We start from the raw sequence: 16,369 nt of genomic DNA, 5'->3' as shown, positions 1-16,369 counted from the left end.
GTTCAATCTAATCAAGCGCGCAACGGCTGAATACCGAATAAAACTGACGGTGTTATTCAAAAAAATCGCGTTACGCCATCCGGCAGCGCAGATAAAAAAAATCCCGCGCAAGGCGGGATAAACTTAACAGGGATGGGGTAATACACTACAGGGAATGGATAACACACAACATCATCGGGTAGAGCTACAGTACCAATCCCAATGTATAGAACTGTCATCCCCGCGTAAGTTTGCTCGGTCAGATGTAACGCCTAATGGGAAATATGACATTTCGCTCAACGCGCCGTTTTGGTGTCGCGCACCACGAACAGGCGCGATTCGAAACCGCCGCTCTTGAAGGTGCCGGTATTGACCCACCCCGGCGGCGAACGGCCGAAATCCTGATTGAAATCCCCGCCGCTGACCAGCCAGACCCGGCGATGGCCTTGCGATAAAACGCTGAGCTTATCGACATAGGTCTGCGCCGCCCGATCGTGGAAGAAGGTGCCGAAGCCATAGGCATTAGGCTTACCCGAAATGCCGTTGGGCCTGGCCGGGGTATACAGCAAAGCGCGATAGCCCTTCTTGTTGTAATACACGTAGCTCAGGTAGTTGAACATGTTGCTGACCACCACCGCATCGTTAGGCTGATAGTGGCTGTTGATATAGTGCACCATCACCTTGAACTCATCTTTCTCGACCGGGTAGTCGTTACGCACGCCGCAGCCGAACAGCAGGCTGAAGAACAACAGCAAAGAGATCCCGCGCACCCGGCTTTTCGTTCCGGCAATCAGCACGCCCAACACCAGCGGAATGCCGAGCGCGGCGGAATAGAGGTAGCGATCGACAAACAGCGGCGTGCGCCAGGAAATGGCGAATACCAGCGTTACCGGGATCAGAATACCGCCAAGCAGCAGCAGCGAGAATGTCCTTGGCATCGCGCGCCGTTTCAGCAGCAGCGCGCACAACGCGACAAACATCGCGGGCAGCAGCCAGAGAATAGCCGCCGGGTAATTGCCGCCATCATCGCCGGTAAAAAATCGCCAGTACATCGCCGGCAGATCGCGCCAGGTAACCTGAGGGATCCAACCGACGTCGCCACCGACCCGCAGTTCGGCGATATGCGCCAACAGATTGAACAGCACCAGCAGCCAAGGAATGTAGGCCACACCGATGGCTGCATTGGCCAGCCACCACGCCGGCTGCTTGATGTAACTTACGCCTTCGCGGCGGCACGATAGCACCAACACCACCAGCCAGTGAGCGATCAGCGTGAAAATAGTGAAGTAATGGGTATAAAAACTCAGCGTCATCAGCAGCGCATACAGCGCCAGATAGCGGCGGTTATCCGGCGTTTTCAGCCACTTCGCCAACACCATGGCGGCGGCGATCGCCAGCAACCCCATCAGCGCATACATCCGCGCCTCCTGGCTGTAACGCACCGCCATCGGCATGATTGCCATCAGCCATCCCGTTATCAGCGCCGCCCGCTCGTTAGCCAACCACCGGGTAAAGCGCATCGCCAGCGCCACCGTCGCCACGCCGAACACCAGGCTCAGCGAACGGGCCGCCATGATGCTGTCGCCAAACAGCACCATCCAGCCATGCAGCAACAGGTAATAAAGCGGCGGGTGAACATCGAAGGAGGCGTGGTACAGCAAAGCGCCCACATCATAGCGGCTGGTCAGCACGCTGGAGGCTTCATCACACCAAAAGTACCGATCCGTTAAGGAAATAAACCGCACGATCGCCGAAAACGCCACGATCGCCAACGCGTAATGTTTGTAACCGATGCCCTTTAAGCCGTTGTTGCTCAAGGAGACATTCGATACCTGTTGCAGTGACATAACCGCATTCCGCCAAAAAGAACCACACAGTGTGGAGACGCTGCGTCATCATTGCTGACGGCGGGTAAATGGCGGGTAAATCAGTGTGAAAAAGTCGGCGCAATCACCGCCGCGGCGCACGGCCTTCAGCGGATTTCAACGCTGATATCCGGGTAGGCCTTCTCGCCGTCGCTGAGATAATGCCCCAGCGCCCGGTATGCCATGACATACAGCACAGCGGCGGCGCACAGGCACAGCAAGGTCACGAGAAAGAATCTGGATTTGCGCACGATAGGCTCCATGGGGAAATTTTCGCCTATTGTAGCGCGGCAAAATAAACGAAAGTTCAATTGCCGGCGGGTCAAGCGCCTCGCACCCACTCGGCGAGGCGGCTCATATCATTTCTTCAACATGTAGATAAACGAATCGACGGTTTCGCCGCCGGCGGTGGTGACGCTGACCGCTACCCGTTCATACCCCTCGCCTTCGAACGCATCGAGAGTCGGCCAGTGGTTGACGAGATTAGCTGAACGGAACAGAAAACCATTCACCCGATTTCCGCTGTTATCCAACACGATGCCTGGGTAGCCCATCTCGGCGCCCCAGCCTTCGTTAAGCAGCGATCCGCCAACGCTGCCTTCTTCCCAGCTGCCGCCGATGGCTTCCATAATGTGCGCGTTGGGTCTGCCCGGCCCCAGGGTGCCGTAAACGAATAAGCTTTGCATTTTTCACTCTGCAACTGACTGAAAGTTAGCGCATGAACATAGCACGACGCTCAGCAGCCAGCCAACGGGCGTATGGGTTACGCAATCGAGTTTTTGAGGGAACACGTGTGGGGATGAAAATCAAGGGAGTAATGGCACGCCCTATAGGATTCGAACCTATGACCTACGGCTTAGAAGGCCGTTGCTCTATCCAACTGAGCTAAGGGCGCATTGAGATGCGGCAACCTGCGGCTGCGGGTTGGGATTATACGGTCAGAGGTTAACGAGTCAATGCCTTTTCATGACGTGACGGCGGCGGCCGTGCTTTATGGCGTTTTTTCCGCCAGCGCCCGTGCGGCTAGGGTTTCCGACAGCCGGGCGCCGCGATGCCGAACCAGGCCGACGCCCAGGTAAACCGGCGCGCGCTCGGACCACTGCCGCCCGTCACCCCACCACCGGCAAAGGCGAGCGGACTGCACCACCGCCGCGATGTCGCTCCAATCGGCGCGCTCAACCACCCGCGCGTTGCAGGTCGCCGCCACCCTTTTTCCCAGCGTGGCGTCAGGGCGTGAGCTGTTTAAAGAAGCCAGGCTCTCCGATGCCCAAAACAGCAACAGCATGCAGCCTGCCCAGGCGCAGCCCTTCATGCGCACAGCCTCCGCCACAGCGCACTCAGGCGCGCACGCCACGACGGCGCTACTTCATGCTTACTAAGCTGATGCAGCGCGGTGAGCTGGGCGCTGTCCGCCGGATGCAGCGAAGAATCGAACACCGTTTCCCCCACGTGTTTAGGCTCCGTCGGTTGCTCGTCAGGCTGGTGATGCAACGGATAAAGCCGGGTTATCGCTCTCATGATCCTACCCTCTTTCACCCTGTGAACGGCCCCAGCGTATCCAAATGCAGGTAAAAATGGCGTAGAGGATCCTGAGGCCGGCATAAAAAAAGCGTAAATCGGCGTCGGCAACGGCCGCGAGGGTGATTCTGCGCCTGACAGCGCGCTCAGCTTCTGCCAGAATAGCGGCATCCCCGCTTTTCTTAATTGATGGATTTCCACACTGATGTCAGCAAAGATTATTGATGGTAAAACGATTGCGCAGCAGGTTAGAAACGAAGTGGCTGAGCAAGTGAAACAACGTCTGGCGGCCGGCAAACGCGCCCCAGGGCTAGCGGTTGTGCTGGTCGGCGAGAACCCGGCTTCGCAAATTTACGTCGCCAGCAAGCGCCGCGCCTGCGATGAAGTCGGCTTCCTTTCCCGCTCCTACGACCTGCCCGCTGCCACCAGTGAAGCCGAGCTGCTGGCGTTGATCGACCAGTTGAACGCCGATGAGGAAATCGACGGCATTCTGGTGCAGCTGCCGCTGCCGGCCGGTATCGATAACGTCAAGGTACTGGAACGCATCCACCCGGACAAAGACGTCGACGGCTTCCACCCGTACAACGTCGGCCGCCTGTGCCAGCGCGCGCCTAAGCTGCGCCCGTGCACGCCGCGCGGCATCGTCACCCTGCTTGAGCGTTATAACATCGATACCTACGGCCTGAACGCCGTGGTGGTCGGCGCGTCCAACATCGTCGGCCGCCCGATGAGCATGGAGCTGTTGCTGGCCGGCTGCACCACCACCGTCACCCACCGCTTCACCAAGAATCTGCGTCATCACGTTGAGAACGCCGATCTGCTGGTGGTGGCGGTCGGCAAACCGGGCTTCATTCCAGGCGACTGGATCAAACCGGGCGCCATCGTGGTGGACGTCGGCATCAACCGTCTGGAAAGCGGTAAAGTGGTGGGCGACGTGGATTTCGATGCCGCCAGCGAGCGCGCCGCCTACATCACCCCAGTGCCGGGTGGCGTCGGCCCGATGACCGTTGCTACACTGATCCAAAATACCTTGCAGGCCTGCGAGGAATATCACGACGTTCAACCTAAATAAGTAAGGCAGTATGGAAATTTTCAATCTGGACAATCATCCCCACGTCGAACTGTGCGATCTGCTGAAGTTCCAGGGGTGGTGTGAAAGCGGCGGCGCCGCCAAAGAAGTCATCGCCGAAGGGCGGGTGAAAGTCGACGGCAAGGTCGAAACCCGCAAACGCTGCAAGATCGTCGCAGATCAGATGGTGGAATTTGATGGCGGCAAGGTCATGGTCAAGCCATAACCCTCAGTTATCGCAATAGAAAAAGGCGCTTAATTCAGCGCCTTTTTTGTTTTTCCCTGCGGCCGGATTACTTACGGCGCCAGGTGGTGCCCTGCGGGCCGTCTTCCAGCACGATGTTCATCTCGTTCAACCGATCGCGAGCGGCATCCGCCAGCGCCCAATCCTTGGCAGCACGCGCTTCGTTACGCTGTTTGATCAGCGCTTCGATCTCCGCCACTTCGCCGTCGTCAACCTGAGCGCCCCCTTGCAGGAACTGTTCCGGCTCCTGCTGCAGCAGGCCGAGCACGTTCGCCAGCTTGCGCAGTTCCGCCGCCATACCATTAGCCGCCGCCATGTCTTCACCCTTGAGGCGGTTAACCTCGCGCGCCAGATCGAACAGCACCGAGTAGGCTTCCGGGGTGTTGAAGTCGTCGTCCATCGCTTCGCGGAAGCGGGCTTCGAATGCTTCGCCGCCGGCCGGCACGGCATCGGCGTCGGTGCCGCGCAGCGCAGTATAGAGGCGCTCCAGCGCGGTGCGCGCCTGCTTGAGATTCTCTTCGCTGTAGTTCAGCTGGCTGCGATAGTGGCCGGACATCAGGAAGTAACGCACCGTCTCCGCATCGTAATGGCCGAGCACGTCGCGAATGGTGAAGAAGTTATCCAGCGATTTGGACATCTTCTCTTTATCGATCATCACCATGCCGGAGTGCATCCAGTAATTGACATACGGGCCGTCGTGGGCGCAGCTCGACTGTGCGATCTCGTTCTCGTGGTGCGGGAACATCAGATCGGAACCGCCACCGTGGATGTCGAAGTGGGTGCCCAACTGCTTGCAGTTCATGGCGGAACATTCGATGTGCCAGCCCGGACGGCCCGGCCCCCACGGCGACTGCCAGCTCGGCTCGCCCGGCTTGGACATTTTCCACAGCACGAAGTCCATCGGGTTGCGCTTCACGTCGTCGATCTCTACGCGCGCGCCGGCCTGCAGTTGATCCAGATCCTGGCGCGACAGCAGCCCGTATTGCGGATCGCTGTCGATGGAGAACATCACGTCGCCGTTGCTGGCCACATAGGCGTGATCGCGATCGATCAGGCGCTGGGTGATCTCAATGATCTCGGCGATATGCTGGGTCGCGCGCGGTTCACTGTCCGGGCGATCGATCAGCAGCGCGTCAAAGTCGGCGTGCATTTCCGCCAGCATGCGTTCGGTCAGCTGGTCGCAGGTCTCATGATTTTCCGCCGCGCGGCGGATGATTTTGTCGTCCACGTCGGTGACGTTACGCACGTAGTTCAGCGAATAGCCGAGATAACGCAGGTAACGCGCTACCACGTCGAAAGCGACAAAGGTACGACCGTGGCCGATGTGACACAGGTCATAGATGGTTACCCCGCACACGTACATGCCCACTTTCCCGGCATGAATGGGTTTGAATTCCTCTTTTTGACGACTCAGGGTATTAAAAATCTTTAGCATCGGGAGATTCCGTGGTGTGCGTGATAACAAAAAAGATAACCGGGCCTCAGGTTTTCCGCCCGGTAGCGTATTGAAACCTGAAGCCTGATCTATTGCAAGGTTAAGGCCATGCTTTGCTGATTTCACGCGAATAAAATGCGCGAAATTCGGCGATCGGCATAATTGTTATAATATAACATAAATACAATTACCACAGACAGTGCGCGGTTGAGCCACTGCTGACTCGTTGGGGTGGATATGTTATAAGGGCGGTCTGAATGTTCACTCGCTTTACGTGACGTCTCACTTCACCTTGTTAGGATTAAAACTATGGTTACTTTCCACACCAATCACGGCGATATCGTTATCAAGACCTTTGCTGACAAAGCGCCGGTTACCGTTGAAAACTTCCTGAACTACTGCCGCGCCGGTTTCTACGACAACACCATCTTCCACCGTGTGATCAACGGCTTCATGATCCAGGGCGGCGGTTTCGAGCCGGGCATGAACCAGAAAGCGACCAACGCGACCATCAAGAACGAAGCCAACAACGGTCTGAAAAACACCATCGGCACCCTGGCAATGGCGCGCACCAACGATCCGCACTCCGCCACCGCACAGTTCTTCATCAACGTGGCAGACAACGACTTCCTGAACTTCCGCGGCGAAAACGTGCAGGGCTGGGGCTACTGCGTGTTTGCTGAAGTGGTTGAAGGCATGGACGTGGTCAACAAGATCAAAGGCGTGAAAACCGGCCGCAGCGGCATGCACCAGGACGTACCGGTAGAAGACGTGGTGATCAACAGCGTGACCGTCAGCGAGTAATCGCGGCTGCATGAGTACGCTGTTCATCGCAGATCTGCACTTGTGCGCACAGGAACCGGCAATCACTGCCGGTTTTCTGCGTTTTTTACGGCGCGAAGCGGTCCACGCCGACGCGCTTTACATCCTCGGCGACCTGTTTGAAGCCTGGATCGGCGACGACGATCCCGAGCCGCTGCACGCGGAGATCGCCGCGGCGCTGAAAGCGCTGCAACAGGCCGGCGTGCCCTGCTATTTCATCCACGGCAACCGCGATTTTCTGCTCGGCAAGCGCTTCGCCCGCGCCAGCGGCATGCAGCTGCTGCCGGAAGAAAAAGTGCTGGAGCTGTACGGCCGCAGGATCCTGATCCTGCACGGCGACACCCTGTGCACCGACGATCAAGCCTATCAGCAGTTCCGCCGTAAAGTGCACAACCCGCTGATTCAAAAATTGTTCCTGGCGCTGCCGCTGCGCTGGCGACTGAAGATCGCCGCCAACATGCGCGCCCGTAGCCAGCAATCCAACCAGTACAAATCGGAAGCCATCATGGACGTCAACCCGCAGGCAGTCGAACAGACGATGCTGCGCCACGACGTGCACTGGATGATCCACGGCCATACCCATCGCCCGGCAGTGCACCGGCTGGCGTTGAGCAACGGCGAAGCCCATCGCGCGGTGCTGGGCGCCTGGCACGTCGAAGGATCGATGATCAAAGTCAGCGCCGACGCCGTCGAGCTGATCCAATTCCCATTCTGAACCCCGGACTGGCGCGCGAGTGAAAATTCGCGCTTTCGGCGGTGAAAACCGGCGACGCAACCGTTTTCCTCGCCGTGCGCTCATGGTATGCTCTACGCCCTCATTCGGCCCTCAGCCGACGCCAGACAAATCACAGGAGCCTTACACCCATGGGAGCCAACGCCGCTTCAGCCGCCACTACCGGGGCGAAAATCGCAATTGTAATGGGTTCGAAAAGTGACTGGGCCACCATGCAGTTCGCCGCCGAAGTCCTGACCCAGCTCGAAGTCCCCTTCCATGTCGAAGTCGTTTCCGCCCACCGCACGCCGGACAAGCTGTTCAGCTTCGCCGAGCAGGCTACCGCCAACGGTTTTGACGTGATCATCGCCGGCGCCGGCGGTGCGGCGCATCTGCCGGGCATGCTGGCGGCGAAAACCCTGGTGCCGGTGCTGGGTGTGCCGGTGCAAAGCGCCGCGCTGAGCGGCGTAGACAGCCTCTACTCCATCGTGCAGATGCCGCGTGGCATTCCGGTGGGCACGCTGGCGATCGGCAAAGCCGGCGCCGCCAACGCCGGGCTGCTGGCGATGCAGATCCTGGCATTGCACGACGCTGCGCTGGCACAGCGTTTGGCGGACTGGCGCCGGGCGCAGACCGAGGACGTATTGAACCACCCCGATCCGCGGGAGGACGCATGAAGCCGGTTTGCGTACTGGGCAACGGCCAGCTGGGGCGCATGCTGCGCCAGGCCGGCGAACCGCTGGGCATCGCCGTTTACCCCGTCGGCATCGATGCCGAGCCCGAGGCGGTGCCGTATCAGAACAGCGTCATTACCGCCGAGATCGAACGCTGGCCGGAAACCGCGCTAACGCGCGAATTGGCGACCCACAGCGCCTTCGTCAACCGCGACATCTTCCCGCGCCTGGCGGATCGCCTGACGCAAAAACAGCTGCTCGATCAGCTCGACCTGGCGACCGCGCCGTGGCAGCTGCTGGCGAGCGCCGCCGAATGGCCGCAGGTATTCGCTTCGCTGGGCGAGCTGGCGATCGTCAAACGCCGGGTCGGCGGCTATGACGGCCGCGGCCAATGGCGCTTGCGCCCGGGCCAGGAAGCCGAACTGCCGGCTGACGCCTATGGCGAGTGCATCGTCGAGCAAGGCATCAATTTCTCCGGCGAAGTGTCGCTGGTGGGCGCGCGCGGCCACGACGGCCGTTCGGTCTTCTACCCGCTGACCCACAATCTGCATGAAGACGGCATCCTGCGCACCAGCGTGGCGCTGCCGCAGCCCAACCCGGCGCTGCAGCAACAGGCCGAGCAGATGCTGGCGGCGATCCTGAACGAGCTGAACTACGTCGGCGTGATGGCGATGGAGTGCTTTATCGTCGGCGATCGGCTGCTGATCAACGAACTGGCGCCGCGCGTGCACAACAGCGGCCACTGGACGCAAAACGGCGCGTCCATGAGTCAGTTCGAACTGCATCTGCGCGCCATCCTTGGCCTGCCGTTGCCGCAGCCGGTGGTGAGCACGCCGTCGGTGATGGTCAACCTGATAGGCACCGGCGTCAACCCACAGTGGCTGTCGCTGCCGCTGGTGCATCTGCACTGGTATGAGAAAGAAGTGCGCCCGGGCCGCAAGGTCGGCCACCTCAATCTGAACGACCCGAACGCCGCCGATCTGCGCCAGGCGCTGCAGGCGCTGGCGCCGCTGCTGCCGGGCGAATACCAAAGCGGGCTGGCCTGGGCACAGCAGAAGCTGGCCTAAGGCACCGCCGCCGAAAGTAAAAGGGGTTAGCCTTAGGCTAACCCCTTTTTTCATCCCGCTAAGCCAACATCACCCCTCATAACTGCGGAACAGCGCCCGGCCGCGCAGCAGGCGCACGCCCAGCCAGCCGCCGCACAGTGACAGCAGCAGCGCGCTGGCCAGCGGCAGCGCCCACCACAGCACCGGCGTCGGCGTCCACGGGAAGTCAAACACCCGGCTCTGCAGCAGCCACAGCGCCGCCTCGGCGCCCACCGCCGCCGCGATGCCCGCCACCAGCCCCAGCAGGGCGAACTCGCACCACAGCGTGCGGCGCAGCAGCCGTTTGCCGGCCCCCAGCGTGCGGTAAACCACCAACTCCTGGCGGCGCTGGCGCATGCCGACCTGCACCTGCGCCAGCAGCAGTAAGCCGCCGCACAGCACTACCAGCACCACCATCACCTCCAGCGCGCGGCTAACCTGCTGCAGTACGCCGCCGACCTGTTTCAGGATCGCGCCGATGTCCAGCAGGCTGAGCGTCGGGAACTGGCGGTTGAGCTGGGTCAGCATCTGGCCGTCGCCGTCGTAGCGGAAGCTGGTGAGCCAGGTCTGCGGCTGGCCGTCCAGCGCGCCCGGCGGGAAGATGAAGTAAAAGTTCGGCTTCAGGCTTTCCCAATCCACCTGGCGCAGGCTGGTGACCTTGGCGCTGAACGCCTGGGTATCGCCGCTGAAGGTCAGCGTGTCGCCCAGCTTGATCTTCAGCCGCCCGGCAATGCCTTCATCCATCGAGACTTCGCCGCTTTTCGGCGGCCAGCTGCCCGCCACCAGCGGATTATGATCCGGCAAATCGGCCAGCCAGGTCAGGTTCAGCTCGCGGTTCACCGCCTCGCCGCCCGGATCGTCTTCATGCACCCGCTCGGTCGCCAGCTGCTGGTTTATCTCAGTCAGGCGCACCCGGACGATCGGATAATAGGTTTCCGGCTTGATCTGGTGCTGTTGCAGGAAGGTTTTCACCTGAGGCACCTGCGCCTCGGTCATGTTGAGCAGGAAATAGTTCGGGCTATCCGGCGGCAACTGTTGCTGCCAGCGTTCGAGCAGATCGCCACGCAGCACCAACAGCAGCGCCAACAGCATGAACGACAGCGAGAATGCCGCCAGCTGGCTGATGGTCACCCACGGCTGATGCAGCAGGCGGTTAACCGCCAGCCGCAGCGCCAGGCTCTTGAGCGTGATGCGGCGCAGCAGCAGCAGACTGCCCCAGCCGATGCCGCCCAGCAGCAGCGCCAGCACCGCCATACCGGCCAGGATCGCCCACAGCAGCGTGCTTGCCCCCATCAGCATCACCAGCAGCGCCACCACGATCGCCGCCGTCACCGGCAGAAAGTAGCGCAGCGGCCAGACGTTGGCCGCCACGTCGCGGCGCAGCACCCGCAGCGGCTGGGTAGCCAGCAGCTGGCGATACGGCCGCAGCCCGACCAGCAGCGAAATCAGCACCAGCGCGCCGAGCGCCCATAGCCACGGCCAGGCGCCGGCGGCCGGCAGCGCGGCCGGCAATACCGGCTTGAGCAGGCGGAGCAGCAGCGCTTCAAACGCCAACCCGATCGCCCCGCCGCACACCGCCGCCAGCGCCATCACCGCCAGCCACTGGCCGACGATCAATTTGCGCAGCGCGCCGCGCCCGGCGCCAAGGGTTTTCAGCACCGCGATCAGATCGTAGCGGCTGCGGCAATAGTGGCTCATCGCCACCGCCACGGCGGCGATCGACAACAGCAGCGTCAGCAGGGCCGACAACAGCAGGAACTGTTGGGATCGCTGCAGCGATTTGCCGAGCGCGCTACCGGACTCCTGCAGCCCGAACCAGCGCTGATCCGGCGTCAACTGCGGCGTCAACCGCGCTTCGTAACGCTGAATATCCGGTTCGGCGCCGGCGAACATGTAGCGGTAGGTCAGGCGACTGCCCGGCTGCACCGCGCCGGTCTTATCGACGTCCGCCAGGTTAATCATGATACGCGGCGCGGTCTGGAACGGGTTGAAGCCGGCGTCCGGCTCCTGAATAATTTCACCGGCGATGCGCAGCGTGGTGTCGCCCACCTCGAGCGAATCCCCCACTTTCACGTTCAGCAGCGCCAGCAAACGCGGCGCCACCAGCACGCTGCCCGGTTCAGGCTTGATGTTGACCGGGCGCGTTTCCAGCTTGCCGTACAGCGGATAGGCCAGATCGGTGGCTTTCACGTCCGCCAGCTGCGGTCGATCGCCGGCATAGGTCATGGTAGTGAACGACAGCTGACGGCTCACCTTCAGCCCCTGCTGCTGCGCGTCCAGCAACCAGCCTTCCGGCACTGGATGCGCGCTGCGCAGCACCCGATCGCCGGCGATAAAATCGCGGCTCTGTTGGCTAAGCCCTTTGTCCATGCGATCGCTGATGCTGCCCAGCGCCAGCACACAGGCGACGGAGAGCGTCAGCGCCAGCCAAACGATCAGCAGCGACGGCGAGCGCCATTCGCGCCAAAACCAGCGCCAGATCATGCTTCCTCCCACAGCTTGCCTTCGCGCAGCCGCAGCCGCCGCTGGCAGCGCGCCGCCAGGGTTTCGTCATGGGTAACCAGAATCAGGGTGGTATCAAAATCACGGTTGAGAGAGAACAACAGATCGGCGATGCGGTCGCCGGTCTGGCGATCGAGGTTGCCGGTCGGTTCATCAGCGAACAGTACCCGCGGCCGGCCGCTGAAGGCACGCGCCAGCGCCACACGCTGCTGCTCGCCGCCGGACAGCTGCGCCGGCAGGTGATCGAGCCGTTTGCCCAGCCCCAGCTGTTCCAGCAGCTGCACCGCCTGCTCGCGGCTCTGCCTGTCGCTCTCGCCGCGCAGCAGCGCCGGCAACTGCACGTTTTCCAGCGCATTCAGCGTCGGCACCAGCATGAACGACTGAAACACGAAGCCGACGTTCCTGGCGCGCAGCGCGGCGCGGCCTTCTTCGTCCAGCGCGGTCAGCGACTCGCCGAGCAGGCGCACCTCGCCCTCGCTGCCGTCATCCAACCCGGCCAAAATGCCCAGCAGGGTCGATTTCCCCGATCCGGATTCGCCGATCAGGGCGATCGTCTGCGCGGGTTTGACAAGCAGCTCGACTCCGGTAAGGATGGTGAGCTGATGCTCACCCTGACCAACGTGTTTACTAAGATGATGAACTTCAAGAACGTTTTCCGCTGGCATCTTCCCTTCCTTTTGCTGTTGGGATTATTCAGTTTACGCGCTGTCGCCGCCGATACCTTGTTGATTTTGGGCGACAGTTTAAGCGCCGGTTACCGCCTGCCGATCGAGCGGGCCTGGCCGACGCTGTTGGCCGAACAGTGGCAGAAAAAACCGGGCGCGCCACAGCTGGTCAACGCCAGCATCAGCGGTGACACCGCCGCGCAGGGGCTGGCACGGCTGCCCGCACTGCTGAAACAACATCAGCCACGCTGGGTTCTGGTTGAGCTGGGCGCCAACGACGGCCTGCGCGGCTTCCCGGCGCAGGACGTGCAGCGCGATCTTGGCCAGATCATCACGCTGGTGCAACAGGCCGGCGCGCAGCCGTTGCTGATGCAGATCCGCATCCCGCCTAACTACGGCCGCCGCTATACCGAGGCGTTCAGCGCCGTCTACCCGGCGCTGGCCAAGCAGTTCAACATTCCGCTGCTGCCGTTCTATATGGAACAGGTGGTGGTGAAGCCGGAATGGATGCAGGATGACGGATTGCACCCCAATGGGGACGCCCAGCCGTTTATCGCCTCCTGGATGGCGGAGCGCCTGGAACCGTTAGTAAAACATGAGTCTCACTAAATTAGGGTCGTACACTAGGTAAAGTTATGCAAAAAGCAGTATTGATAACCGGCTGCTCCAGCGGGATTGGACTGATTGCGGCACAGGATCTGCGCAACCGCGGCTACCGGGTGCTGGCCGCCTGTCGCAAGCCGCAGGACGTGGAAAACATGCGCCAGCTCGGGCTGGAAGGCATCGAGCTGGATCTGGACGACAGCGCCAGCGTCGAGCGCGCCGCCGCCGAGGTGATCGCGCTGACCGGCGGCCGCCTGTACGGCTTGTTCAACAACGGCGGCTTTGGCGTTTACGGCCCGCTCAGCCGCATTTCGCGCAGCCAGCTGGAACGACAGTTCGCCACCAACCTGTTCGGCACCCACCAGTTGACCCAGCTATTGTTGCCCGCGATGTTGCCGCACGGCGAAGGGCGCATTATCCAGACCAGCTCGGTGATGGGCCTGGTCTCCAGCGCCGGGCGCGGTGCCTACGCCGCCAGCAAGTTCGCGCTGGAGGCCTGGTCGGACGCGCTGCGCATGGAGCTGCACGGCAGCGGCATTCAGGTCAGCCTGATCGAACCGGGGCCGATTTCCACCCACTTTAGCCAGAACGTCAACCAGGCGCAGAGCGACAAGCCGGTGCACAACCCCGGCATCGCCAAGCGCCTGACGCTGCCGCCGGAGGCCATTCTGCCCAAGCTGCGCCACGCGCTGGAAAGCCCGCGCGCCAAACTGCGCTACCCGGTGACCCTGCTGGCGCACGCGATGAGCGTGCTGCGCCGCATTTTGCCCGGCCGCTGCCTGGATTGGCTGCTGCGCAGCAACGCTTAATTCGTCCGCCGGGGTTGAAGAATGGCGGCGCGCCCCCATTTACACCCCATGGCTCCGCACGATCAGAGAGAAAAAAGATGCTAGCTCAAGCTGTTGTTGATATTAACGAAACTAACCTGCACCAGACGCTGGAACAGTCGATGTCCATTCCGGTGCTGTTCTACTTCTGGTCCGAGCGCAGCCAACACTGCCTGCAGCTCACGCCTGTGTTGGACAAACTGGCGGCGGAATACGCCGGTCAGTTCATTCTGGCCAAGGTGGACTGCGACGCCGAACAGATGATCGCCTCCCAGTTCGGGCTGCGTTCCATTCCGACGGTCTACCTGTTTAAAGATGGTCAGCCGGTCGACGGCTTCCAGGGCCCGCAGCCGGAAGAAGCGATCCGCGACTTGCTGCAGCGTTTCCTGCCGAAGGAAGAAGATCTGAAACTGGCGCAGGCGCAGGAATTGCTGGCCGCCGGCAACGCCGCCGAAGCGCTGCCGCTGCTGAAAGACGCCTGGCAGAGCAGCCAACAGCGCAGCGACATCGGCCTGACGCTGGCCGAAACTCAGATCGCACTCAACCGCAGCGAAGACGCCGAATCGGTGCTGGCGACCATCCCGCTGCAGGATCGCGATACTCGCTATCAGGGCCTGGTGGCACAGATTGAACTGTTGAAGCAGGCAGCGGACACGCCGGAAATCCAACAGCTGCAACAGCAGGTGCAGCAACAGCCAGGCAACGTCGAACTGGCGGTGCAGCTGGCGCTGCAGCTGCATCAGGTCGGGCGTAACGAAGAAGCGCTGGAACTGCTGATGGGACATCTGAAGAAAGATCTGGCTGCCGCCAACGGCAACGCGCGCAAGACCCTGATGGACATTCTGGCCGCACTCGGCACCGGCGACGCGCTGGCCGGTAAATATCGCCGCCAGCTGTACTCCCTGCTGTACTGATATATTCTTCGTCTTCCCAGCCGCATCGTTGTTGGCTGCACGTTCGTCAGTCCCGGGAACTTACTCAAGTAAGCGACCGGGGCGCGCAAACGCAGCCAACACAGATGCAGCTTGAAATATAACGGGGATATCAGCGATAAACCCGCACCCCACCCTCCACGCCCGCCGGGCTGAACAACACCTGCCACAGCTGAATGTTGCGCGAACGGAACGCGCCGGCGCAGGCGTTCAGGTAATAAGTGAACATGCGCTCGAAGCGTTCGGAATAACCGCCCGCCAGATCCGGCCACGCCCGTTTGAAGTTTTCCAGCCATGCCATCAGGGTGCGATCGTAATCGGCGCCAAAGTTGTGCCAATCTTCCATCACGAAACGCCCCTCGCTGGCCTCGGCGATATGCCGCACCGAAGGCAGGCAGCCGTTGGGGAAAATGTATTTGTCTATCCAGGCGTCGACGTTGAGATCGGTCTGATTGGATCCGATGGTGTGCAGCAAGAACAGGCCGTCCGGCTTCAGGTTACGCGCCACGACGCTGAAATAGGTTTCGTAATTTTTCGGCCCGACATGCTCGAACATGCCGACCGACACGATGCGATCGAACTGGCGATCCAGATCGCGGTAATCCTGCAGCAAGATCTCAACGTCCAGCCCGGCACAGCGCGCCTGCGCCAGCTTCTGCTGCTCGGCAGAAATCGTCACGCCGTGCACCGAGACGCCGTAGTTTTGCGCCGCGAACTGCGCCAACCCGCCCCAGCCGCAGCCGATATCCAACAGCGTCATGCCCGGTTTCAGCTGCAGTTTTTCGCAGATCATCCGCAGTTTGGCCTGCTGCGCCTGTTCCAACGTCTGCGCCTCTTTCCAGTAGCCGCAAGAGTATTGCATATAAGGATCGAGCATCGCCCGGAACAGGTCGTTGCCGATGTCGTAGTGCTCTTTGCCCACCTGCCAGGCGCGCTTGCGCGATTGGCGGTTGAACAGCCGGGCATAGGCGATGCGCGCGATGTCGCTCAGGCTTTTCGGCAGCCGCTCATCGACGCCGGCCTGCAGAATGCGGGTGAACAACACGTCCAACCGTTCGCACTCCCACCAACCGTCCATATAGCCTTCACCAAAGCCGAGCGAGCCTTCCTGCAAAATGCGTTTGAACAGCGCCGGGTTGTGCACCCGGATATCCCAGGCGCGCGGGCCGTTGATGGCGATGCCGGCTTCCGCCAACATCTCCTCCACAATGCGATACCAGCGATCCTTCTTCTGGGCGAGTTCATCAACACTGAGCGAATCCATAACAATCCTTGGCCGAAATGTCATTTCAAAAAGCATAGTCGCAAATAGAAATGACAAATTTTTGACGATAAACACGGGGGTGTTTTTACTCTAGCCAAGGCGAGCAACATCATGAAATGAATAAAAATTATTGAAATCATGCCATTTAGGCATACTTATTTTTTAGCTGTGCC

At 61.0% G+C, this 16,369-nt stretch carries 18 protein-coding genes and 1 tRNA gene; 9 read left to right on the top strand and 10 right to left on the bottom strand.

Annotated elements, in window-relative coordinates:
• Positions 1-275: 275 nt before the first annotated feature.
• The 6 genes from EGY12_RS12515 to EGY12_RS12495 all read right to left on the bottom strand — a co-directional run bounded on the left by EGY12_RS12515 (position 276) and on the right by EGY12_RS12495 (position 3,362).
• On the bottom strand, positions 276-1,826 hold the full coding sequence (locus tag EGY12_RS12515; RefSeq protein WP_123893873.1) for a glycosyltransferase family 39 protein: 1,551 nt from the start codon (positions 1,824-1,826) through the stop codon (positions 276-278).
• Between the two features lie 125 nt (positions 1,827-1,951).
• Positions 1,952-2,095: a hypothetical protein gene (locus tag EGY12_RS23365; protein WP_015376917.1), complete on the bottom strand. Its 144-nt coding sequence runs from the start codon at positions 2,093-2,095 to the stop codon at positions 1,952-1,954.
• 108 nt (positions 2,096-2,203) lie between these two features.
• Positions 2,204-2,530, bottom strand: a complete 327-nt coding sequence (locus EGY12_RS12510) for a gamma-glutamylcyclotransferase family protein (protein WP_033647222.1) — start codon at positions 2,528-2,530, stop codon at positions 2,204-2,206.
• A 132-nt stretch (positions 2,531-2,662) separates the two neighbouring features.
• Positions 2,663-2,739: transfer RNA gene (locus tag EGY12_RS12505), tRNA-Arg, on the bottom strand.
• Between the two features lie 96 nt (positions 2,740-2,835).
• Positions 2,836-3,174 carry a hypothetical protein gene (locus EGY12_RS12500; protein ID WP_123893871.1) on the bottom strand — a complete coding sequence of 113 codons (339 nt, stop codon included), beginning with the start codon at positions 3,172-3,174 and terminating at the stop codon, positions 2,836-2,838.
• Entirely contained in the window at positions 3,153-3,362 is a 210-nt protein-coding gene (locus tag EGY12_RS12495; RefSeq protein WP_172962921.1) for a hypothetical protein, read from the bottom strand. Before EGY12_RS12495 ends, EGY12_RS12500 begins: the two co-directional genes overlap by 22 nt.
• Before the next feature lie 205 nt (positions 3,363-3,567).
• On the opposite strand from EGY12_RS12495, the gene folD reads away from it, so the two are divergent.
• Together folD and ybcJ are read left to right on the top strand one after the other, a co-directional pair.
• Positions 3,568-4,434, top strand: coding sequence for a bifunctional methylenetetrahydrofolate dehydrogenase/methenyltetrahydrofolate cyclohydrolase FolD (gene folD / locus EGY12_RS12490; protein WP_004940177.1), 867 nt, complete (start codon positions 3,568-3,570; stop codon positions 4,432-4,434).
• 10 nt (positions 4,435-4,444) lie between these two features.
• The gene (gene ybcJ / locus EGY12_RS12485; protein WP_123893870.1) at positions 4,445-4,657 is read left to right on the top strand and encodes a ribosome-associated protein YbcJ; all 213 of its coding nucleotides are present in this window, start codon (positions 4,445-4,447) and stop codon (positions 4,655-4,657) included.
• Between the two features lie 67 nt (positions 4,658-4,724).
• On the opposite strand, the gene cysS is transcribed toward ybcJ, so the two are convergent.
• Entirely contained in the window at positions 4,725-6,110 is a 1,386-nt protein-coding gene (gene cysS, locus EGY12_RS12480; RefSeq protein ID WP_123893868.1) for a cysteine--tRNA ligase, read from the bottom strand.
• 309 nt (positions 6,111-6,419) lie between these two features.
• Here cysS and ppiB point away from each other — a divergent pair, with 309 nt between their 5' ends.
• The 4 genes from ppiB (at position 6,420) to purK (ending at position 9,385) form a co-directional block, all read left to right on the top strand.
• A complete protein-coding gene (gene ppiB, locus EGY12_RS12475) occupies positions 6,420-6,914 on the top strand; it encodes a peptidylprolyl isomerase B (RefSeq protein WP_004940183.1) in 495 nt (164 codons plus the stop codon).
• 10 nt (positions 6,915-6,924) lie between these two features.
• Positions 6,925-7,647, top strand: coding sequence for a UDP-2,3-diacylglucosamine diphosphatase (locus tag EGY12_RS12470; protein ID WP_015376912.1), 723 nt, complete (start codon positions 6,925-6,927; stop codon positions 7,645-7,647).
• Positions 7,648-7,796: 149 nt separating this feature from the next.
• Positions 7,797-8,321 carry a 5-(carboxyamino)imidazole ribonucleotide mutase gene (gene purE, locus EGY12_RS12465; RefSeq protein WP_038875095.1) on the top strand — a complete coding sequence of 175 codons (525 nt, stop codon included), beginning with the start codon at positions 7,797-7,799 and terminating at the stop codon, positions 8,319-8,321.
• The gene (purK, locus tag EGY12_RS12460) at positions 8,318-9,385 is read left to right on the top strand and encodes a 5-(carboxyamino)imidazole ribonucleotide synthase (RefSeq protein WP_123893866.1); all 1,068 of its coding nucleotides are present in this window, start codon (positions 8,318-8,320) and stop codon (positions 9,383-9,385) included. The genes purE and purK overlap by 4 nt, the downstream gene beginning before the upstream one ends.
• 69 nt (positions 9,386-9,454) lie before the next feature.
• On the opposite strand, the gene ybbP is transcribed toward purK, so the two are convergent.
• Together ybbP and ybbA are read right to left on the bottom strand one after the other, a co-directional pair.
• A complete protein-coding gene (ybbP, locus tag EGY12_RS12455; protein WP_123893864.1) occupies positions 9,455-11,887 on the bottom strand; it encodes a putative ABC transporter permease subunit YbbP in 2,433 nt (810 codons plus the stop codon).
• Positions 11,884-12,570, bottom strand: a complete 687-nt coding sequence (ybbA, locus tag EGY12_RS12450) for a putative ABC transporter ATP-binding protein YbbA (RefSeq protein ID WP_004940192.1) — start codon at positions 12,568-12,570, stop codon at positions 11,884-11,886. Before ybbA ends, ybbP begins: the two co-directional genes overlap by 4 nt.
• Here ybbA and tesA point away from each other — a divergent pair.
• The 3 genes from tesA to EGY12_RS12435 all read left to right on the top strand — a co-directional run bounded on the left by tesA (position 12,541) and on the right by EGY12_RS12435 (position 14,914).
• Positions 12,541-13,179: a multifunctional acyl-CoA thioesterase I/protease I/lysophospholipase L1 gene (gene tesA / locus EGY12_RS12445; RefSeq protein ID WP_172962957.1), complete on the top strand. Its 639-nt coding sequence runs from the start codon at positions 12,541-12,543 to the stop codon at positions 13,177-13,179. The two genes, ybbA and tesA, sit on opposite strands and share 30 nt — an antisense overlap.
• 26 nt (positions 13,180-13,205) lie before the next feature.
• Positions 13,206-13,982 (top strand): SDR family oxidoreductase, encoded by a 777-nt coding sequence (locus EGY12_RS12440; protein WP_060423505.1) that lies wholly within the window; start codon positions 13,206-13,208, stop codon positions 13,980-13,982.
• Positions 13,983-14,059: 77 nt separating this feature from the next.
• Complete coding sequence (locus EGY12_RS12435; protein WP_123893860.1) at positions 14,060-14,914, top strand: co-chaperone YbbN; 855 nt, start codon at positions 14,060-14,062, stop codon at positions 14,912-14,914.
• A gap of 130 nt (positions 14,915-15,044) precedes the next feature.
• Here EGY12_RS12435 and cfa read toward each other — a convergent pair whose 3' ends face one another.
• Complete coding sequence (cfa, locus tag EGY12_RS12430) at positions 15,045-16,196, bottom strand: cyclopropane fatty acyl phospholipid synthase (protein WP_123893858.1); 1,152 nt, start codon at positions 16,194-16,196, stop codon at positions 15,045-15,047.
• Positions 16,197-16,369 lie beyond the last annotated feature (173 nt).

Origin of the sequence: Serratia sp. FDAARGOS_506, from assembly GCF_003812745.1 — a bacterium.
Classification (GTDB): Bacteria; Pseudomonadota; Gammaproteobacteria; order Enterobacterales; family Enterobacteriaceae; genus Serratia.
The sequence above is the reverse complement of the archived record's forward strand: the minus strand, read 5'-3'. Positions and strand labels throughout refer to the sequence as shown.